The 21,114-nt window shown below is 72.2% G+C and carries 13 protein-coding genes and 1 tRNA gene; 6 read left to right on the top strand and 8 right to left on the bottom strand.

The features are described from left to right. Nucleotides 1–51: 51 nt before the first annotated feature. Entirely contained in the window at nt 52–2,187 is a 2,136-nt protein-coding gene (locus ABEA42_RS02990) for an ArnT family glycosyltransferase (RefSeq protein ID WP_345501068.1), read from the top strand. 8 nt (nt 2,188–2,195) lie between these two features. Further along, the gene (locus ABEA42_RS02995; RefSeq protein WP_345501069.1) at nt 2,196–3,473 is read left to right on the top strand and encodes a bifunctional glycosyltransferase family 2/GtrA family protein; all 1,278 of its coding nucleotides are present in this window, start codon (nt 2,196–2,198) and stop codon (nt 3,471–3,473) included. Here the strand turns inward: ABEA42_RS02995 and ABEA42_RS03000 are convergent. After that, nucleotides 3,368–3,928 (bottom strand): hypothetical protein, encoded by a 561-nt coding sequence (locus tag ABEA42_RS03000; protein WP_345501070.1) that lies wholly within the window; start codon nt 3,926–3,928, stop codon nt 3,368–3,370. The two genes, ABEA42_RS02995 and ABEA42_RS03000, sit on opposite strands and share 106 nt — an antisense overlap. Nucleotides 3,929–4,074: 146 nt before the next feature. Here ABEA42_RS03000 and ABEA42_RS03005 point away from each other — a divergent pair, with 146 nt between their 5' ends. After that, entirely contained in the window at nt 4,075–4,467 is a 393-nt protein-coding gene (locus ABEA42_RS03005) for a VOC family protein (RefSeq protein ID WP_345501072.1), read from the top strand. 74 nt (nt 4,468–4,541) lie between these two features. On the opposite strand, the gene ABEA42_RS03010 is transcribed toward ABEA42_RS03005, so the two are convergent. Then, nucleotides 4,542–4,631, bottom strand: a tRNA-Ser gene (locus ABEA42_RS03010). A gap of 99 nt (nt 4,632–4,730) precedes the next feature. Continuing rightward, nucleotides 4,731–6,296, bottom strand: coding sequence for an LCP family protein (locus ABEA42_RS03015; protein ID WP_345501074.1), 1,566 nt, complete (start codon nt 6,294–6,296; stop codon nt 4,731–4,733). A gap of 190 nt (nt 6,297–6,486) precedes the next feature. Between ABEA42_RS03015 and ABEA42_RS03020 the strand changes: the two genes are divergently transcribed. Then, nucleotides 6,487–8,409: a penicillin-binding transpeptidase domain-containing protein gene (locus ABEA42_RS03020; protein WP_345501076.1), complete on the top strand. Its 1,923-nt coding sequence runs from the start codon at nt 6,487–6,489 to the stop codon at nt 8,407–8,409. Between the two features lie 123 nt (nt 8,410–8,532). On the opposite strand, the gene ABEA42_RS03025 is transcribed toward ABEA42_RS03020, so the two are convergent. The 4 genes from ABEA42_RS03025 to folP form a co-directional block, all read right to left on the bottom strand. After that, nucleotides 8,533–8,736 carry a cold-shock protein gene (locus ABEA42_RS03025; RefSeq protein ID WP_056915917.1) on the bottom strand — a complete coding sequence of 68 codons (204 nt, stop codon included), beginning with the start codon at nt 8,734–8,736 and terminating at the stop codon, nt 8,533–8,535. A 340-nt stretch (nt 8,737–9,076) separates the two neighbouring features. Then, complete coding sequence (locus ABEA42_RS03030) at nt 9,077–11,080, bottom strand: OmpL47-type beta-barrel domain-containing protein (RefSeq protein WP_345501077.1); 2,004 nt, start codon at nt 11,078–11,080, stop codon at nt 9,077–9,079. Nucleotides 11,081–11,092: 12 nt separating this feature from the next. Beyond that, entirely contained in the window at nt 11,093–15,916 is a 4,824-nt protein-coding gene (locus ABEA42_RS03035) for a beta strand repeat-containing protein (RefSeq protein WP_345501079.1), read from the bottom strand. A gap of 340 nt (nt 15,917–16,256) precedes the next feature. After that, entirely contained in the window at nt 16,257–17,174 is a 918-nt protein-coding gene (gene folP / locus ABEA42_RS03040) for a dihydropteroate synthase (protein WP_345501081.1), read from the bottom strand. Between the two features lie 73 nt (nt 17,175–17,247). Here folP and ABEA42_RS03045 point away from each other — a divergent pair, with 73 nt between their 5' ends. Together ABEA42_RS03045 and ABEA42_RS03050 are read left to right on the top strand one after the other, a co-directional pair. Next, a complete protein-coding gene (locus ABEA42_RS03045) occupies nt 17,248–18,453 on the top strand; it encodes an acyl-CoA dehydrogenase family protein (RefSeq protein ID WP_345501082.1) in 1,206 nt (401 codons plus the stop codon). Further along, nucleotides 18,450–19,523 carry a phosphotransferase family protein gene (locus ABEA42_RS03050; protein WP_345501083.1) on the top strand — a complete coding sequence of 358 codons (1,074 nt, stop codon included), beginning with the start codon at nt 18,450–18,452 and terminating at the stop codon, nt 19,521–19,523. The genes ABEA42_RS03045 and ABEA42_RS03050 overlap by 4 nt, the downstream gene beginning before the upstream one ends. Nucleotides 19,524–19,692: 169 nt before the next feature. Here the strand turns inward: ABEA42_RS03050 and ABEA42_RS03055 are convergent, their stop codons facing one another. Continuing rightward, nucleotides 19,693–21,114, bottom strand: coding sequence for an NAD(P)/FAD-dependent oxidoreductase (locus ABEA42_RS03055; protein WP_345501085.1), 1,422 nt, complete (start codon nt 21,112–21,114; stop codon nt 19,693–19,695).

Consider the following 21,114-nt stretch of genomic DNA (forward strand, 5'->3'; position numbering starts at 1 on the left):
GCTCAGGGGTGGCACAGCCACCGCACAGTGACCGGCCCGACCGTGGGAGCCATGGACACCATGACCCTCCACCGCGAAGCGGCCGACGGCACCCCCGCCCTCCCCCGCGCCACCACCGTGCAGGCGGGCCCGACCGCACCCAGCCGTCTCCAGCGCCTGTGGCGCGGACACGAGGAGGACCCCTCCTGGGCCCGCCCCGCGATGCTGGGTCTGCTCGTGGCCACCGCCCTCCTCTACTTCTACGACCTGACCTCGAGCGGCTACGCGAACTCGTTCTACTCGGCCGCCGTCCAGGCCGGCAGCAAGAGCTGGGAGGCCTTCTTCTACGGCTCCTCCGACGCCGGCAACTCGATCACCGTCGACAAGCCCCCGGCCTCGCTGTGGGTCATGGCGCTGTCGGTGCGGGTGTTCGGGCTCAGCTCGTTCGCGATCCTCATGCCCGAGGTCCTCATGGGCGTGGCCACCGTCGGTGTCGTCCACGCCACGGTCCGCCGCCACTTCGGCGCCGTTGCGGGTCTGGTGGGCGGCCTCGTGATGGCCCTGACCCCGGTGGCCGTCCTGATGTTCCGGTTCAACAACCCGGACGCGCTGCTCGTCCTCCTCATGGCCCTGGGCGCCTGGGCGACCATGAAGTCGATCGAGCAGGGGTCGCCCCGCTGGTTCACGGTCGTCGGCGTCCTCATCGGCCTCGGCTTCCTGACCAAGGCGCTGCAGGTCCTGCTCGTCGTCCCGGCGTTCGGCCTCGCCTACCTCCTGTTCGCCGACACGACCCTGCGACGCAGGATCGTCGGCGCGCTGATGGGCACGGCGGCCATGGTGCTGTCGGCGGGCTGGTGGGTGGCGGTCGTCGAGCTCGTCCCGGCGAGCATGCGGCCCTGGATCGGCGGCAGCCAGGACAACTCGTTCCTGTCGGTCACCTTCGGCTACAACGGCCTCGGACGCATCAGCGGCAACGAGACGGGCTCGGTCGGTGGCGGCAACGGCTGGGGGGCCACGGGCATCGGTCGGATGTTCAGCACCTCGATCGGCGGACAGATCTCCTGGCTCATCCCGTCCGCGCTCATCCTGCTCGCCGTGGGCTTGGTCCTGCGAGGCCGCGCTCCGCGCACCGACGGCCGCCGCGCTGCGTACGTCGTCTGGGGCGGCTGGCTGCTCGTCACCGCGCTGACCTTCTCCTTCATGGCCGGCATCTTCCACGAGTACTACACCGTGGCCCTCGCCCCGGCGGTCGCGGCCGTCGTCGGCATGGGGGCCGGTGAGGCCTGGGAGAACCGCCACCGCCCGATCGGCTCCATCACCCTCGCGAGCGCGACGGCCGCAGCTGCGACGTGGTCGTTCATCCTCCTGTCGCGCACCGACTGGCAGAGCTGGCTCCGCATCGCGGTCCTCGTGGTCGGCATGGCGAGCGCATTCCTGCTGCTGGCCGTCACCCAGCTGCACCGCCGCTGGGTCCCCGTGGTCGTCGCCGGCGCCCTGGTGGCCGCCCTGGCCGGCCCCGCGGCGTACAGCATCCAGACCGTGGGCACCGCCCACACCGGTTCCATCGTGACCGCCGGCCCGTCCACGGGTCGCGGAGGCCCGGGCGGCGGTGCGCCCGGTGGTGGCCCCGGTGGCGCGCTGGGCACCCCGCCCGGGGCGACCCGGGGCGGGACGGGCGCCGCCGCCAACGGTGGCACCACGGGTACGCAGGGGGGCACCGGTACGGGTACCGGCACGGCCCAGGGCGGACCCGGCGCAGCCGGCGGCATGGGTGGCCTGCTCGACGCCAGCACGCCCTCGACCGAGGTGGTCTCGGCGCTCAGCGCAGATGCCGGCTCCTACCGCTGGGTGGCCGCTGCGATCGGCTCGCAGAACGCGGCGGGGCTCCAGCTGGGCACAGGGCTCCCCGTGATGGCGATCGGCGGCTTCAACGGCAGCGACCCGTCCCCGACGCTGTCGCAGTTCCAGCAGTACGTCGCGGACGGCGACATCCACTACTTCGCCGCCGGCGGCGGACAGGGCGGCGGACAGGGTGGCGGTCCGGGTGGGGGCATGGGCGGCTCGGGCACCGGGTCGGAGATCTCGACCTGGGTGGCCGCGAACTTCACCTCCGTCACCATCGGCGGCTCGACGTTCTACGACCTCACGCAGCCGCTGTCCGGGTCCACTGCCACGACCACCGGGGCGACCACCGCCCAGACGACCTGAGGCCGGCCATGAGCACCCCACCCGTGGTGGCACCCGTTCTCGACGTCGTGGTCCCCGTCCACAACGAGCAGCACACGGTGGCGGCCTGCGTCCGGCGGCTGCACGAGCACCTGGTGCAGACCTTCCCCTACCCGTTCCGGATCACGGTGGCCGACAACGCCAGCACCGACGCTACCGTCGAGGTCGCGTCGGGGCTGGTGGCCGAGCTCCCCGGCGTGGCCGTGGCCCGGCTCGACCAGAAGGGTCGTGGCCGAGCCCTCAAGGCGGTGTGGCTCGCCTCCGACGCACCGATCCTCGCCTACATGGACGTCGACCTCTCGACCGACCTCGATGCCCTGTGGCCCCTGGTGGCCCCGCTCATGTCGGGCCACTCCGACCTCGCCATCGGCTCACGCCTGGCCCGTGGCTCACGGGTCGTGCGGGGCTCCAGGCGTGAGGTCGTCTCCCGCTGCTACAACCTCCTGCTCCGGGGAGCGCTCGGCGCGCGGTTCACCGATGCGCAGTGCGGGTTCAAGGCGATCCGCGCCGACGTGGCGGCAGAGCTGCTGCCGCTGGTCGAGGACACCACCTGGTTCTTCGACACCGAGCTGCTGGTCCTGGCCGAGCGCAGCGGGCTGCGGATCCACGAGGTGCCGGTCGACTGGTTCGACGACCCCGACTCGCGCGTCGACGTCGTCGGGACCGCGATGGACGACCTGCGGGGGGTGCGGCGCCTGCGACGGGCGCTCGCCTCGGGGCAGCTGCCGCTGGACGACATCGCGCGCCGCATCGGCCGCGGCACCGCCGGCAGACGCACCTGGCAGCAGCTCCAGCGGTTCGCGGTGGTGGGTGTGGTGAGCACCGTCGTGCACCTGGGGCTCTTCGCCGCCCTGCGCAGCGGCGGCACCGCAGCGCAGTCCGCCAACCTCGTCGCCCTGCTGGTGGCCACCGTCGCCAACACCGCCCTCAACCGCCGCTGGACGTTCGGCGTCCAGGGGCGCGGGGCGTTCCGCCACCAGGCGCAGGGTCTCGCCCTCTTCGGGGTCACCTGGCTCCTGACGGCCGGCGGCCTCGGGCTCCTGCACCTGCTGGTCACCTCGCCGCCGACCGTGCTGCAGACCACCGTCGTCGCCGCCGCGACCGCCCTGTCGACCGCCGTACGGTTCGTCGCGATGCGGACGTGGATGTTCCGGGCGGAGCCTCAGAGCTCCTGGAGGGTGAACGTGCCCGAAGAGTCCTCGAACACCACGATGCCCGTCCAGTCGAAGCCGTCCACGGAGCCGTGGCACACGGTCACGAGCCCCTGACCCACGGCCGAGGAGTCCGGGCAGCTGACCTGCTCGACGGAACCCCCGTCGTCCTCGATCACCGTGGTGAGAGCCGGTACGAGCACGCCGCTGGAGACGGCTCCGCCGGCCGGTGCCACCTGCCCGGTGAGCACGCCCGACCCGCCGCCCGCGACGCCGACCGCGATGAACGCGACCACGCCCAGCGAGGCCAGCAGCGCCACCGCACTCATCACGATGGCCGTGACGGCCAGCCCGTTGCGCTGCCGGGGCGGCGCACCGAAGGGCTGCTGGCCGGCCTGGTTCCAGACCTGCCCGGGCGCGGGGTACGGGTACGGGTGGCCGGGGCCGGCGAGCGGTGCGTACGGGGGCTGGGCCTGGTTCTGCCCCTCGTACTGCGCCTCGTTCGGTGGTTGGTTCGGTGGCTGGCCCGGTGGCTGGCTCGGTGCGTAGGGGTGGTGCATCTGCTCGGACATGGCTCTCCTCGGGGCGGTCGCGACAGGATGTCGCACCGGATCGGCGAGCACGCGCCGTACCCGTCGGGTCCCGGCCGAACGGACGACTTCCGGCGCGGCGCCTGCGAGGATGGCGCACACCATCCACGAGGAACAGGACAGTCCCGATGCAGATGAAGCTGGAGCTCGTACCGCTGCCCGTCTCCGACGTGGACAGGTCGATCGCCTTCTACACCGAGCAGCTCGGCTTCACCAAGGACGTCGACGTCCAGCCCGCCGACGGCATCCGCGTCGTCCAGCTGACGCCGCCGGGGTCCGGGTGCTCCATCGGCTTCGGGACCGGGCTCGACGTCTACCGGGGCGAACCCGGGAGCGCTCGGGGGCTGCACCTGGTGGTGGAGGACGTCGCCGAGGCGCGCGAGGAGCTGCTGCGGCAGGGCGTGGCGGTGGGTGAGGTCCGCGACTTCGGTGGCGGCGTCAAGGGCGCGGACTTCGCGGATCCCGACGGCAACTCGTTCGAGCTGCAGGAGATGGCGTGGCGCCGGGGGGACACCTACTAGCGAGACTCCCGCGCGATCCAGAAACCGAAGAAGGACCCGACGAGAAGCTCGTCGGGTCCTTCCTCGTTCTCGTGCGGAGACGGAGGGATTTGAACCCTCGATGGGCGATAAACCCAAACCGCATTAGCAGTGCGGCGCCATAGACCGGACTAGGCGACGTCTCCACACCCGGACGACAGGTCGACCGAGCCCGCACAGGGTATCCGGAGCCCGCGCGCCGGAGCAAAGCGACCCCCCGGGGCGTGTGCCCGGGGGGACCACCGTCAGCTGCAGATGTCCTGGTTGGCCGTGCGCGCCGGGATCGTCGCCGCCGTGCTCGGGGTGCCGGTCGCGGTGACCGTGGGCTTCGGCAGTGGCTGCGTGCCCTCGCGGTTCGGGATCTCGACCGCCTTGGGCGAGTTCAGGCCCATGCTCAGCTCGATGGTGGAACCGAGCGTGGCGTCCGCCTTGAGCTTCGCGCCCGGGTACACGGCGGCGACCGTGCGGGCGGCCTCCTCCTGGCCGGGTCCGTAGCGGACGACGACGCCCTCGGTCGGGGTGCCGGTGCCGGTGAGGTAGGTCGCGACCTTGAAGCCCTCGGTCTGCAGCTCCGCGGCCGCCTGCTTGGCGAGCCCGGGGACGCCGGAGTCGTTGGTGACCCGCACCGAGATCTTGCTGGGGGCCACGGTGAGCGCGGCCGCACTGGTCGTCGAGGGCGTCGGCTTCGGGGTGCCAGCCGGGGGCTTGGTGCCGGGCAGCGGCTGGTCCTCGCGGATCGCCTTCCAGATCGCGTCGGCGGAGGGAAGCCACTCCACCCGGTTGGTGTCGGCCGGGTAGGGACGCGTCGGCAGCTTGACGAAGCGGATCTGGTCGGTGCCGATCCGCGCCACGCTCTGGGCGATGTCCTTCATCTCACCGGTGTCGAGACCCTTGTCGGTCGTCATCGCACCGGTGGCGGCGTCGAGGAAGCGGAACAGCTTGTCGGGACGCAGCAGCAGCGAGGACTTCGTCGCCTCCTGGATCACCGAGGACAGGAACGCCTGCTGGCGGTCGATCCGGCCGAGGTCGGAGCCGTCGCCGATCCCGTGGCGGACGCGGACGTAGCCCAGCGCCTGCTTGCCGTTGACCTTGGTCCTGCCGGCCGGCAGCGTCAGCTGCGCGTCCCGGTCGTTGATCGCGACCGGAGTGCAGACCGTCACCCCGCCGAGGGCGTCGACCATCTGCTGGAACCCGCGGAAGTCGATGATGACGAAGTGGTCGATGTAGATGTCGGTGAGGCCCTCGAAGGTGCGGATCGTGCAGGCCTCGCCACCGTCCTGGAAGTTCGCGTTCCACTGGCGGATCACGCCGTTCTGGACCGTGTCGTTGAGGTTCTTGCAGTCGCGCGGCGCCATCGTCATCGAGTCCCGCGGGATCGACACGACGATGGCCGACTTCCGGTCGGCGGAGAGGTGGACGACGAGGTTGGTGTCGGAACGCGCACCCACGATGCTGCTGCCCGAGCCGCGGCTGTCAGAGCCGATCACCATGATGTTGACGGCCTTGAGCTTGGTCTTGGCGTCCGCCGTGGCGACCTGCTTGGGGCGCTCACCGAGCGCGCTGCTGATGTCGACCCGGTCGATGTTGCCGTTGAGCTTGATGTAGGCGGCGACACCCAGCACGAGCACGACCACGAGGAGGGCGGAGACGCCGAACGCGACCCGGCGCAGCCACGGGTGGCGGTGGGTCCTGCCCGCATGGCGGTCCGCGCGCCGGCCGGTGCCCTGCTGGCCGTCAGTGGCCTCGTGGCCGGCACTGGCGTCCTGGCCGGGCTCGTCACCCTGCGCAGAGCCGTGGGTGGGCTCGCTCACGTGTACCTCTCTGGATCGATCACGCCACCGGGGGTGGCTGGGCGGCGCATCGCCCCGCCGAGTGTACGGGCGCAACCTGAGGGTCTCACCCGGTACGCGTCCACCTCCCTGACGTCCGGGACCCCGGTTTGGTTGCCTCCGACGGACAAACCGGACAGGGCATCCGAGGCACGTGCTGTTGGATGGGTGCATGGACAGACGTGCAGTGGTGGGGTCGGTGGCAGCTCTCGTCGTCGTGGCAGCGGCCGCAGGAGGGGGGCTGTGGTGGCAGCAGTCCGAGGCCGCGAAGAAGGCGGACCGCGAGGCTGCAGCGGCCGTCGACGCCTTCGCCAGCGGTTGGGCGCAGCGGTCGTTCCCCAAGGCAGGGGCGAGGTTCGCCGGCACGACCGCCCAGGCGGTGCAGGAGTCCTTCACCACGGCCACCAAGGGACTGGGCAGCGGCCCGGTGAAGGTCGACCCCGGCACGGTGACCCGCAAGGGCGAGCGCGCCACCTCGACCCTCGGCGTGACGTGGACGTTGCCCGGTGGCGTCCCATGGACCTATGACGTCCCCGTGACGGCGAAGCCCGCCGGCTCCGGCGGGAAGTGGGCCGTCAGCCTGCCGACGGCCGGTGCGGCCTGGGCACCCGGGCTCCCCACGGGCGCAACGCTCGCCGCCTCGCGGACCTGGGGCCAGCGCGGTGACCTGCTGGACCGGGACGGCCAGCCGCTCATGCCGATCGGCAAGGTCTACCCCGTGCAGATCGACCCGAGCCGCGCCACCGCCGCGACCGTCCGCCAGCTCGAGAAGATCGTCGACGAACCCGCCGGCTCGCTCGTCGCGAAGCTCGAAGCAGCCACGAAGAGCGGCAGCAAGTCACCGATCGCCGTGATCACCTACCGCGAGTCCGACTTCCAGCAGCGCAGGGCCGCGCTCGACAACCTCAAGGGCATCATCTACCCGGTCCGTGATCAGCCACTGGCTCGCACGCGGACGTTCGGCCAGCCCCTGCTCGGGTCGTACGGCCCGGTGAACGCGGAGCAGGTCAGCGCGAGCAAGGGCCGCTACGTCGCCGGCGACTACGCGGGCACCAGCGGGCTGCAGGGCCGTTACGACGCCCAGCTCGCCGGCACGCCGGGGGTGCAGGTGACCTCCAGCGCCAAGCCCGACGCCCCCCTCTTCAGCAAGGCGGCGGTCGCCGGCACCGACGTGAAGACGACACTCTCCCCGACCGTGCAGGCGGCAGCGGAGTCGGCCGTCGCGGGCACCGGCTCGGTGCCGTCGGCCCTCGTCGCGGTCGACGTCAGGACCGGTGGCGTCCTCGCCTCCGCCAACTCACCGGCCCTCGGTTTCGACCGTGCGCTCACCGGCCAGTACCCGCCCGGGTCGGCGTTCAAGATCGTCAGCACCTACGCCCTGCTCACCAGCGGCAAGGTCAAGCCGACGACACCCGTCGACTGCCCGGAGAAGTTCGTCGTCGACGGCCGCTCCTACAAGAACTACGAGGGCGAGTCCTTCGGCGCCCCGGACTTCGCCACCGACTTCGCGCACTCCTGCAACACCGCGTTCGTGAGCCTGTCGACAGACCTCGGCGACAGCGACCTCAGCAAGGCCGCGACCGCCCTCGGCCTCACCGGCTGGGCCAAGGGAGTCGGGGTCGGCAACGTGTTCGACGCGAGCGTGCCGACCAACAACGGCAAGACCGACAAGGCGTCGGCCATGATCGGGCAGGGCCGCAACCTCACCTCGCCCCTCGCCCTCGCGACCCTCGCCGCGTCGGTGGCCAGGGGCAGCGCCGTACCGCCGACCCTGGTGACCGAGCCGGCCCCGGCCGGCGCGGACGGCGCCGCGAAGCCGCTCGACACGGCCGCGGTGGCGCAGCTGCGCGAGCTCATGCGGCAGGTCGTCACCGGCGGCACCGGAGGCGTCCTGCGCGACGCCCCCGGCGGCGCGGTCCGGGGCAAGACGGGCACCGCGGAGTTCGGGTCGGCGAACCCGCCGGAGACCCACGCGTGGTTCGTCGGCTACCAGGGCGGGGTGGCGTTCGCGGCCCTCGTGGAGAAGGGCAAGAGCGGCGGCACCGTCGCCGCACCCGTCGTCAAGGACTTCCTCACCGCACTGGCCAAGAAGTAGGGCGCTGAGCCCGGAGCCCGGCCACGCTCGTGGCGGTGCCTGCTCCCGGCGACAGACAGAACGAGGCCCCCACCGGCATCCGGTGGGGGCCTCGCTGAAGACCGTGGTTGAGCAGTCCTCGGATCAGATCGGGCGAACGGCGTCAGCCTGCGGGCCCTTCGGGCCCTGGGTGACCTCGAACTCCACGCGCTGCGCCTCGTCCAGCGAGCGGTAGCCCGAGGAGTCGATCGCCGAGTAGTGGACGAACACGTCCGGGCCGCCGCCGTCCTGGGCGATGAAGCCGAAGCCCTTCTCAGCGTTGAACCACTTAACGGTTCCCTGTGCCATGGGGTAACTCTTTCCTTCGTAGCCATTGGAACCACGCACTTTGCGAGGCCCCCGGCTGCCGTACACAACCCCACCGACGAGACATGCCCGCCCTCAGATGAAAAAGGCCCGCTCTGGTGGTGCTAGGGCGGGCACTTCGTCGACCTCTGCGAGGAACTGCTTGATGCAACCGCGACAGACGCTAGCACGCAGGATGCGAATCGTGGAGACCGATGCGAGTCATTTTCTGCCCCGGTCCCGCACCCCTTCGCGTGCTCCGGGCAGGCCGACGGGCCCGGCCCGGCGGACCCGACCCCGCAGGGTCGAGCCCGTCGAACCGGACCCGTGACGGGTGCGCCCGTCAGCTGAGCTTGATGAGCGTCGTGTAGACGTCACCGCTGTCGAGCTGCACGCCGACCCGGTAGTAGTGGCCTGCACCGGACTTCGGCGTCTGCCACGTGTAGATGTACTGGCCCGAGTCGTACTTGTACGAGCCGCCCACGGTGCCGGCGTCACCGGTGACGGTGCCGGCCCCGGAGGTCGCGGTCGTGCCGAGGTCCACCGGCGCGAGCCACATCGGTGCGTACGCCGCCTGCCTCACCGTGCCGCTCGCGTCCTTGAGGACGAACTTCATCGGCACGGTGCTGCCGGCCTTGAAGGTGCTCGCCGTCCCGAGGTCGTGCGCGGTGTTGGTGACCGGCTGGAGGAAGCCCGCCCAGCCGTACCCGACGTGGAGGGTGACGACCTGGGTCGCCGTGTTCCCCGCCTTGTCCGTCGCCATGAAGGTGTAGACGAGGTCGCCCACACCACCCGGGTTGGTCGTCGCCGAACCGGTCCGCGAGGTGAGGACGCAGCCGGCCAGGCCGGACAGCGCGTCACTGGCGCGCGTGCCGCAAATCGGCTCGACCACCTTCTGCCCGACCGTGTAGGCCGTCGTGCCCTGGTAGGGCGCGAACACCGGGTTGGTCTGGTCGATGTTGATCGGCGCGACCGTGGCGCTGGCGGTGTTGCCTGCCTTGTCCTTGACCGTGCCGGTCACCGACTGGCCGGCGCCGTCAGCGGACAGCGTCCGGTCCGGGCCGCAGGTGCCGTCGACCGCGGTCTGCGCGTCGGCGCAGGTGAAGCGGACGGTAACCGGACCGGCGTACCAGCCGTTGGTGTTCGGCTGTCGGTCCGCAGCGCCGCTGATGGTCGGGGCGAGGTCGTCGACCCTGACGACGAGGCTGTGCCCGTCGGCCGTGCGGTCCTCGACGTTGCCCGCGACGTCCGAGCTCCACCAGGTGACCGTGTGGACACCCTTGCCGACCGCGAACGGCTGGCCGTAGGTCTTCGGGGCACCGCCGTCCACGCTGTAGGCGGTCGAGGCCACACCCGAGCGGTCGTCCGACGCCGAGAGCGTCACGGTGACCGGGCTGTCGTACCAACCAGTCGCGTACGGGGCCGCGGGCACCGAGCCCGTCGTCACCGGTGCGGTGCGGTCGATCTTGATGCCGGACACGGTCGCCGACTTGGAGTTGCCCGCCTTGTCCACCACCGTGGCCGAGGCCGACAGGTTGTCGCCCTCGCCCTTGACCGTGCTGTCGGCGGGGCAGTCCCCGTCGATGCCGGAGAGCGCGTCCGAGCAGGTCCAGTGGACGACGACGTCACCGCGGTACCACCCACCGGCGTTCGGCCGGGTCGTGACCGCACCCGTCAGGACGGGCTTGGTCTTGTCGACGTCGATGCCGCCGACCGTGGTGGAGTCGGTGTTGCCGGCACGGTCGGTGGCGGTGCCCTTCACCGACTGGTTCGCGCCCTCGGAGAGCGTCGACGCGGCGCTGCAGTCGGCGACGCCGGACAGGCCTGCCTGGTCCGCGCAGGTGAACGTCACGGTGACGTCGTCGCCGTACCAGCCGTTGGCGTTGGGCTTGCGGTCCGCGGCACCCGACACAGTGGGCTTGCTCTTGTCGAGGTTCACCGTCGCAGTGTCTGAGCTGGAGTTGCCCGCCACGTCGACGGCGGTGCCGACGACCTGGGTGCCGGCAGCCTCTTGGGTGACGACGGAGTCGCTCGTGCAGCTCTTGACGCCCGAGGTGGCGTCATCGCAGACGAAGTGCACGGTGGCGTCGGCGTTGTTCCACAGCGCAGCGTTCGGCTGCGGCGTGATGGTGTGCGTGATGGTCGGCGCGGTCTGGTCGACCTGCACCGTGCCGGTGCCGTGCACGCCCTCGTTGCCGGCCTCGTCCACGCTCCAGAAGGAGAGGGAGTAGGTCCCGTCAGCCGTGAGCGAGATGGCGTTGCCCTTCTGCGGCTGGCCACCGTTGACCGTGTACCAGGTCGAGGCGACGCCTGAGAGGTTGTCGGTGGCCGTGACGTCCAGGGTCACCCCGTGCTGCTGTCAGCCGGACGGAGCGGAGACCGTGGTCACCGGCCCCGTGCGGTCGACGTGCAGCCCGGCGACCGTGGCGGTCGTGGCGTTGCCGGCCTTGTCAGAGACGGAGCGGCTCACCGACAGGTCGACGCCCTCGCCGCTCACCGTGCTGTCGGCCGGGCAGTCCCCGTCGATGCCCGAGAGGGCGTCGGAGCAGGTCCAGTGGACGACGACGTCGCCGCGGTACCAGCCGTTGCCGTTCGGGTCGGTCGTCGCCGTGCCCGCGAGGGACGGGTTGGTGAGGTCGATGTCGACGTCCTCCACCGTCGCTGACGAGCTGTTGCCGACGTTGTCGACGGCGTGCCCGGTGACGGCCTGGCCCGCGCCCTCCGCCGACAGCGTGGTCGGGTCGGCGCACGAGGCCACCCCGGAGCCGTCGGTGTCGTCGCACGTGAAGCTCACGGTCACGGGGCCGTTGTTCCAGCCGAAGGCGTTGCCCGCCGGGGTCCGCGAACCGGTGACGCCGGGGGCGGTCGTGTCGACGCGCACGGTGACCGTGTTGGCGTCGGCCGTCTCGTCCTCGACGTTGCCGGCGTTGTCGACGCTCCAGAACGTCACGGTGTGGACGCCCTCGAGCCCCTGCGTGAACGGAGCCGTGTAGGCCTTGGCCGTGCCGCCGTCGACGCGGTACCAGGTCGAGGCGACCTGCGACAGCGTGTCGGTGGGGGCCAGCGTGACGGTCACGCCGGAGCCGTACCAGCCGTTGGCGCTGTCCACCGCGCGGAGCGAGGCGGTCGTGCGGGGGGCGCTGCGGTCGATCTTGAGGCCGGTGACCGCGGCGGTGGTGCTGTTGCCGGCGAGGTCGCGGACCGTGGTGGTGGCCGACAGGTCTGCACCCTCACCCTTGACCGTGCTCGCGCCGGGGCAGTCGTCCTCGAGACCCGACAGCGCGTCGCCGCAGGTCCACTCGACCGGGACGTCCGAGCGGTACCAGCCGGCCGCGTTCGGCTCGGTCGTGGCCCGACCGGACAGCGTCGGGGCCGTCACGTCGACGTTCAGCCCGTCCACCGTGGCGGAGGCCGAGTTGCCGGCCGCGTCCTCGGCGGTGCCGTCGGCGGACTGGGCAGCGCCCTCACCGCGGGTGACGGGGGCCGAGCAGCTGGCCACGCCCGACAGGAGGTCCTGGTCGGCGCAGGAGAAGCTCACCGTCACCGGCGCGTCGTACCAGCCGTGGCCGTTGGGCTCGCGGTCCGGCGCACCGACGATGGTCGGGTCGGTCTTGTCGATGCTCACCGTGGCCGGGTCGTCAGCCGTGTTGCCGGCCTCGTCCTCGGCGTGGCCGGGGACCGGGACCTGGTGACCCTCCGTGGTGACGTCGACGGGCGCGGTGCAGGACTTGATGCCCGAGCCGCCGGTGTCGTTGCAGCTGAAGGTGACTCGCACGTCGGTCCGGTTCCAGCCGTTGTCGTTCGCGGCAGGGGACTGCGTGTGCGTGATGGTCGGCGCGCTCAGGTCGATGCTCACCGTGGCGCTCTTCGGCGTCTCGCGGTTCCCGGCCTCGTCGACGCTCCAGACCTCGACCTCATAGACGCCCTCCTGGGTGAAAGTCGCCGAGTCGCCCTCGACGGCGTCGCCGCCGTTGACGGAGGAGAAGGTCTTCGCGACACCGGACAGGTTGTCCGTCGCCGAGAACGACAGCGTGACGGCCTTGTTGCTCCAGCCCGACGGCGCCGAGATCGCCGTGCTCGGGGGGGTGCGGTCGATCTTGATCCCGGCCACGGAGGCGCTGGCACCGTTGTCGGCGCGGTCGCTCACGGATGCCGTGGCGGACAGGTCGCTGCCCTCACCGCCGACCGTGGTCGTGTCAGGGCACGCGCCCGTCGCGATGCCGGACAGGGCGTCGTCACACGTCCACGCGACCGTGACGTCGTCGTGGTACCAGCCGGCAGCGTTGGGCGCGGTGGTGGTGGCCCCGGCGATCGTCGGCTTGGTGCGGTCGACCTTGAGGCCGGACAGCGTGGCCGAGCGCGAGTTGCCGGCGAGGTCGGACACCGAGACCGGGCCGGCCGTCAGGTCGGACCCCTCACCCGTCACGACGGAGTCGGCGGGGGCGGTGGTGCCGTCCACACCCGAGGTCGCGTCGCCGGCCGTCCAGTGGACGGTGACGTCGCCGCGGTACCAGCCGTTCGCGTTGGGCGCGGTCGTCGCTGCACCCGCGAGGGTGGGCTGGGTCTTGTCGACGTTGACCGGGCCGACGGTGGCGGTGTCGCTGTTGCCGCCGTGGTCGGTCGCGGTCCCCGTGACGTACTGGTCGGCGCCGTCCTGGTCGAGGACGGTGTCCTTCGTGCAGTCGGCGATACCGCTCTCGGCGTCGGCGCAGCTGAAGGCGACGGTGACGTCGGTGTTGTTCCAGCCGTGGGCGTTGGGCGCCGGGGTCGCGGAGCCCGAGATCGTGGGCTTGATGCCGTCGATCTTCACGGTGACGGTGTGGCCGGAGGTGGTGGCGTCCTCGACGTTGCCGGCGGCGTCCACGCTCCAGAACGTGATGGTGTGGGTGCCCGGGGTGCCGTAGTCGAACGCCCCGGCGTAGGCGGCGGCGGGGCCGCCGTCCACCGAGTACCAGGTCTTCGCGACACCCGAGAGGTTGTCGCTGCCGGCGAGGGTGACGCGCGCCTTGTCGGCGAACCAGCCGGTGGCCAGCGGCTCGGAGACCGAGGCCGTGGTGACCGGTGCGGTCGTGTCGACCTTCAGGCCGAGGACGGAGGCCGTGCGCGTGTTGCCCGCGCGGTCGGCCACGGTCGCGACCGCACCGAGGTTGCTCCCCTCACCCGACACGGTGCTGTCGGAGGGGCAGGCGCCGTCGATGCCGGACAGCGCGTCGGAGCAGATCCAGTGGACGGTGACGCTGTTGTCGTACCAGCCGGCCGCGTTGGGCGCGGTGGTCGCGGCGCCGGTCAGGACCGGCGCCGTCTTGTCGACGTCGAGGTGGTCGAGCGTGGTGCTCGCGGTGTTGCCGGCGACATCGGCGGCCGTACCGCTGACGTGCTGGCCCGCACCCTGGCCGAGGGTGGTGCTGGCGGGGCAGGTCGCGATGCCGGAGAGCCCCGCCTGGTCCGCGCAGGCGAAGCTGACGGTGACGTCGTCGCCGTACCAGCCGTTGCCGTTGGGCGAGCGGTCGGCCGACGCGACGACGGTGGGCGGCGTGCGGTCGATGCTGACGGTCGCGGTAACCGTGGCCGTGTTTCCGGCGTTGTCGCGCGCCGTCCCGTTCACGGCCTGGGCGGCGCCCTCGCCGGTCACGTCCACCGGGGCGGTGCAGGAGCCGACGCCGGAGCCGCCGTCGGTGCAGGTGAAGGTCACGGTGACCTTGGTGGCGTTGGTCCAGGCGCTGTCGGTGTAGCTGCTCGGGGTGAAGGCGTGCGAGATCGACGGCGCCGTGCGGTCGATCTTCACGTGCGCGGTGCGGGTGGCCTCGACGTTCCCGGCCTTGTCGGTGCTGCTGTAGGTGATCGTGTGGTCACCCTCGGTGGTGAGGGAGAACGAGGTGCCGCTCTGCGGGGCGCCACCGTCGACGCGGTACGTCGTCGAGGCCACCTGCGAGAGGGCGTCGCTCGGGGACAGGTTCACCGCTACCGACCCCGCGCTGGTCCAGTCGTTGGAGGTACCGCTGATGGCTGTCACGGGAGCCGTGCGGTCGATGCGCACGGGCGCGCTGACGGCGCTGGCGGTGTTGCCGGCCTTGTCGGCGACCGAGGCGCTGACCGTCAGGTTGCTCCCCTCACCCGTGACCGTGGCGTCGGCGGGGACGGTCGCGGCGTCCAGGCCGGAGCGGGCGTCTGCAGCGGTCCAGTGCACGGTGACGTCGTCGCGGTACCAGCCGTTGGTGTTGGGGCCGAGCGGGGCGGCACCGGTCAGGGTCGGCGCGACGGTGTCGACGTTGATCCCGGTGACGGTGGCCGAGGCGGTGTTGCCGGCCACGTCGGTGACGGAGCCGGTGACCGAGCCGCCCGTGACGTCCTTGGACGAGTCGGTGGTGCTGCCCACGACCGTGGGGCTCGGGCATCCGCCGGCGGTGAGGCCGGACCCGTCCGTCGCCGGCACGTCCTGGCACGCGAAGCTCGCGGTCACGGGCGAGTTGTTCCACCCGAAGCCGTTGGCGGCCGGCGTGCGCGAGCCGACGATCGAGGGCGCGTCCTTGTCGAGTCGCAGGGTCCCGCTACCGGTGCCCACGTTGCCGAGCCGGTCGGTGAACGCCGGGGCGGTGAGGGCGTAGGTCTTGCTGGTGGTGTAGGTCGTCGAAGCGGTGGGCTGCGACGCGAATCCGGAGCCCGCGACACCGGCGGCGGCCTGCGGGTCGGTGGCGCTCCACGTGACGGTGGTGTCCTTGGTGGCCCAGGTGCCGGGGACTACCGCCGGGGTGAAGACGGGCGTGAGGGTCGGGCCGGTGTTGTCCAGGACGTAGGAGACCGAGGTGCCGCTCTCGCCTGCGTTGGCGGTGCAGTTGCCCTGGCCGTTCACGTTGCGCCAGGCCACGAACGTGAACTTCACGGGACCGTTGCCGCCGGCCGGGACGAGGCCGGGGTAGCCGCTCGAGGAGAAGCTCCACGAGGTGCGGTTGGACGCGGACGTCTGACGGGCGACGGTGGTCCCCCCGGCGTTGACCACGTCCACGCACTGGCTGGTGTCCGTGGTCAGGTCGATGGTCAGGGCGCCGCCCTGCTTGGCGTACAGCGTTCCGCCGACCGTGGCGGTTCCACTCCCACCGCTGATCGTGGCGGCGTTGACCGAGGCGGCGTCGGCGACAGGCGCGGTGCCCGCCAGCACGAGCGCCGCAGCGCCTGCGACCGCCACTACCCGACGACCGGTGCCAAACGCGCGGAAACGCACCGAGAATTGACCTGCCATCACACACACCCCTGAAGAAGCCCCTGAGCCCGAACGGCGGGAAAGCCGCAGGTCAGGACGGTAGGGGCGGGAATCGGGACGAGCGGACCGATTGGAGGAAAGTCCGAACATCCCATGCAGACGCTGGCCGTTCGGCTGATGGATGAAACGGGCAGGAGTCACCAGTGGTGGCGCTGAAGGGCGTTGGGTGCCGTCGGACGCGGTTGGGGGCACGTTGGGTGCGGACGCGGCCGGGTGTTGGCGGCGTCGGCGCCGGTGGCCCCGGCCCCGGCAGTCAGCGGCCGGGTCAGACGCCGCGGACCGCCCGCACCGGTGCCCGGTCGCCGCGGATGGTGGCGACCATGTCCACGACGCGACGGGTCGCCCGGACGTCATGGGCGCGGAACACCGTCGCGCCGAGCCACGCGGCCACGGCCGTCGCAGCCAGGGTCCCCTCGAGCCGGTCGTCGACCTCGACGCCCAGGGACTCCCCCACGAAGTCCTTGCGCGACAAGGCCTGCAGGACCGGGTAGCCCAGCTGCGCGAGGTCGGCCGTGTGCCGCAGGACCACCAGGGAGTGCGCCGTCGTCTTCCCGAAGTCGAGGGTGGGGTCGATGAGGACGCGCTCGGCCGGGACGCCGGCCTCGACGGCGGCCCGGGCGCCGTCGGCGAGCGTGCGCAGGACGTCCCGGACGACGTCGAGGGGGTCCGGGCCGTACGTGACGTGCACGGGGTCGGTCCGCGGGGGCAGGCCGCCGGTGTGCGAGCAGACCACGCCGGCACCGATGCGCGCGGCCACGTGGACGAGCTCTGGGTCGTGACCGGCCCAGGTGTCGTTGACGAGGTCGAGCCCGTGCCGACCCGCCTCCTGCGCCACCTCGCTGCGCCACGTGTCCAGGCTCAGCACGAGGTCCGGGTAGGTGGCGCGGGCATGCTCGAGGAACGGGACGACGCGGTCGACCTCCTCCTGCGCGGAGACGTGCTCACCCTCCTGCCCGGCGCGCACACCGCCGACGTCGACGATGTCCGCCCCCGCCTCGACCGCCTGGTCGAGGGCCCTCTTGGCGGAGTCCAGGTCGGCGTGCCGGTTGCCCGCGAAGAACGAGTCGCGGGTGCGGTTGATGATGCCCATCACGGCCGGCGCCGAGGCATCGAACGTGCGGCCCCTCAGCACCAGCGGCGGCGTACGGGGCAGGGTCAGGGCCTGCGGCTCCGGGATCGTCACCGCGCCATCCTCGCACCGGCCCCCACCGCCCCGTTCCCGGTCACCGCGGGCGGTCGCTGGGTAGGGTCGGGACGTGGCCTTTGACTTCAGCATGAGCCCAGCCGTCGAGCAGCAGCGTCGCCGGGTCGAGGAGTTCGTCGCGAGCGAGGTCGTGCCGCTCGAGCAGCGCGTGTTCGCCGAGGGGATGACCGACGCCCTGCGCGTGGAGCTGCAGGCCAAGGCAAAGGCCGCTGGGGTGTTCGCCCCCCAGGCGCCGAAGGAGCTCGGGGGTGGCGGCTTCCGGTTCGACGAGTCGGCCGTGCTGCTCGAGGAAGCCGGCTACTCGCTGCTCGGCCCGCTCGCGCTCAACTGCGCCGCTCCCGACGAGGGCAACATCCACCTGCTCCACATGACCGGGTCCGCCGCGCAGAAGGAGAAGTACCTCGAGCCGCTCGTCGCCGGCGAGGTGCGGTCCTGCTTCTCGATGACCGAGCCGCCGCCCGGGGCCGGGTCCGACCCCTCCGCCCTGAGGACACGCGCCCGTCGCACGGACGGCGGCTGGGTCGTCAACGGCGACAAGTGGCTCATCACCGGCGCCGACGGGGCGGCCTTCTCGATCGTCATGGCCCTCAACGAGGGTGACGACGTCCCGCAGGGCGCGACGATGTTCCTCGTCGACGCGGACAACCCGGGGTTCGTCGTGGGCGAGCACATCGACACCATCGACGCGACGGGCGTCGGTGGTCACTGCCGGGTCGCCCTGCGCGACTGCTTCGTCCCCGACGACCACGTGCTCGGGGAGGTCGGCAAGGGCTTCCAGAGCGCCCAGGTGCGCCTCGCCCCCGCACGGCTGACGCACTGCATGCGCTGGCTGGGCGCCGCCCGGCGCGCGCACGACATCGCGGTCGAGCGCGCGGTCGGCCGTGAGCTGTTCGGCTCGACGCTGTCCGACCTCGGCATGGCGCAGGCGCTCATCGCCGAGAACGAGATCGACCTCGACGCGGCTCGCTCCATGGTGTGGCACGCCTCCTGGGCGATCGCCGAGGGACAGCGCAGCAGCGAGCAGTCCTCGCGCACCAAGGTGTTCGCCAGCGAGGCGGCCTGCCGGGTCGTCGACCGCGCGGTCCAGCTGGCCGGGGGCATGGGCACCTCGGAGGAGCTCGTCCTCGGCCGGATCTACCGCGACATCCGGTCGTTCCGCATCTACGACGGCGCGACCGAGGTCCACAAGATGTCGATCGCCAGGCGGGCGGCCCGCAGGGCCGCCGAGCGGGTCGCGAACCGGGAGCCGCGCGCATGACCCGGCCCGACGGGGTACCAGCGCCGTCGCCGAGTGGCGCGCAGGGTGCCGAGGAGGTCCCCGGGCTGCCGCGGGAGCCGTTCACCCGCTGGGCCGCCGACGCCGTACCTGGCCTGGGGCCCGACTGGACCGCCGAGGTGGTGTCGGGGGGTCTGTCCAACCTCACCTACCGCGTGGCCAGCCCCACCGCCACGGTCATCGTCCGGCGCCCACCCCTGGGCAGGCTGCTCCCCAGCGCCCACGACATGGGTCGCGAGTCGAGGGTGCTGTCGGCGCTCTGGCCCACGTCGGTGCCGGTGCCCGAGGTGCTCGCCGCGACCACCGACGCCGACGTGGTGGGGGCGCCGTTCTACGTCATGGCGCTCGTCGAGGGCACCGTCTACCGCGACCCGGCACAGACCACGGATCTCACTGCGGCACAACGCGACCAGCTGTCCGACTCGCTCGTCGAGGTGCTCGCGGCGATCCACGCCGTCGACCTCGACACGACCGGCCTGCGCGACTTCGGCCGGCCAGACGGCTACCTCGAGCGCCAGATCCGTCGCTGGAGCGGTCAGTGGGAGGCCAGTCGCACCCGCGACCTGCCGGCCATGGACGACCTCATCCGGGCCCTGGACGCCCAGCGCCCGCTCGGCGGCGAGGTCACGCTCGTCCACGGCGACTACCGGCTCGACAACACCCTCGTCGCCGAGGAGGGCGGCCGGCCCACCGTCGCAGCGGTGGTCGACTGGGAGCTGAGCACGCTCGGCGACCCGCTGGCCGACCTCGCGACGTGGCTCACCTACTACTCCGGCCCCGGCGAGGACGGCAGCGCGGTGCCCGTGGCGGCGGGCCTCACCGCCCACGAGGGCTTTCCGACGACCGACGAGATCGCACACCGGTATGCCGCCGCGACCGGCCGCGACGTATCGGGCCTGGACTACTACCGCGCCTTCACCGACTTCCGCCTGGCCGTGATCCTCGAGGGCGTGCACGCGCGCTACCTGGCGGGCCGGTCGATGGGCGAGGGCTACGACCGGGTGGGCACGTCGGTGCCGCTGCTCGTCGAGCGGGCACTGCAGCGCCTCTGACCGACCCTCCTCGCGCCCACCACTCGCCCCCTCCTACCCGCACCCTCCTGCTGTCCCTGCCGCCGCTACTGCTCCTGCTGCCCCTGCTGTCCCCGCTGCCCCTGCTTTTGGGTGCTGCAGCGCTCGGGAATGCGCGCGCTCGAGCCCCCAAAGCCAGGGAGGTGAGGGGTCAGGAGTCGAAGCCGAGGCCGAGGCGGTCGAGGGTACGCAGCCAGGCGTTGCGCTGCCCGTCGCGCTCGTCGGCCCGGGCCAGCGACCACCGGGTCAGCTGGATCCCCGCGTAGGCCAACGGTTCCGGCGGGAACGGCAGCGGCTTCTCGCGCACCATCTGCAGGCGGGTGCGCTCGGTGTCGGCGCCGTCGAGCAGGTCGAGGACCACGGCCGCACCGAACCGCGACGCCCCGACCCCGAGGCCGGTGTAGCCCAGGGCGTACGCGACCCGGCCGTCGAACGCCGAGCCGTAGAAGGCGCAGAACCGGGTGCAGGTGTCGATGGCCCCTCCCCACCGGTGGCTGAACCGCAGTCCCTCGAGCTGGGGGAAGGTCTCGAAGAAGTGGCTGGCCAGGCGCTCGAAGGTCTGGGGCCGCTGGTCGTTCGACGGCCGCACGCGCCTGCCCAGGTGGTAGATCGCGTCGTAGCCGCCCCAGAGGATGCGGTTGTCCTCGGTGAGCCGGTAGTAGTGGAACTGGTTGGCCATGTCCCCGACCCCGGCCCGCGAGCCCCACCCGATGGAGGCGAGCTGCTCGGCGCTCAGGGGTTCGGTCATGAGCACGTAGTCGTAGACCGGCACCGTGTGCAGCCGGGTGCGGCGCAGGAGGGACGGAAAGGCGTTGGTGCCCAACGCGACTCGGGCCGCGCGCACGTCGTGACCGCTCTCGGTGCGCAGCAGCACCCCGGCCCTGTCGCGCTCGAGCCCGGTCACCTTGGTGCCCTCGACGACGCGGACCCCGGCCGACTCCGCCGCCGCGGCGAGTCCCCACGCGAGGCGCGCCGGGTCGACCATCGCCGTCTCGTCGGGGGTGTGGACACCGGCGAGGTAGGTCGGCGAGTCGAGCTCGGCCCGGATGGCGTCGCGGTCGAGGAACGTGCCCGTGCCGAGGTCCTCGCGCAGCCAGTCGACCTGGTGCGGTGCGGTGGCGACCGTGAGCTCGCCGGACCGGCGGAAGTCGCACTCGATGCCGTGGCGCTGCACGGTCTCCTCGATCGCGTCGAGGTTCGCGAGGCCCAGGCGGTGCAGCTGCTCGTACTCTGCGGGCCAGCGTTCGCGGCCGTTGGCCTCACCGTGGGTGAGGCTCGCGGAGCAGAAGCCGCCGTTGCGGCCCGAGGCCGCCCACCCGATGCGCCCGGCCTCCAGGAGCAGGACGTCGCGTGAGGGGTCCGCCTCCTTGGCGAGCAGCGCGGTCCACAGGCCGGTGTAGCCGCCGCCGACCACGACGAGGTCGGCGCTCGTGCTGGTGTCGAGGGCTGGTCGGGGCGCCGGACGGTCGGGGTGGTCGAGCCAGAACACCGAGGGTTCGGCGTCGGCGAGGGCGTGGGCGGCGGGGCCGCCCGGCGCCTCCGTCGCGCGGCCGGTCGAAGAGGGCGACGGCAC

The organism is Pedococcus ginsenosidimutans, from assembly GCF_039544395.1.
GTDB classification, from domain to species: Bacteria; Actinomycetota; Actinomycetes; order Actinomycetales; family Dermatophilaceae; genus Pedococcus; species Pedococcus ginsenosidimutans.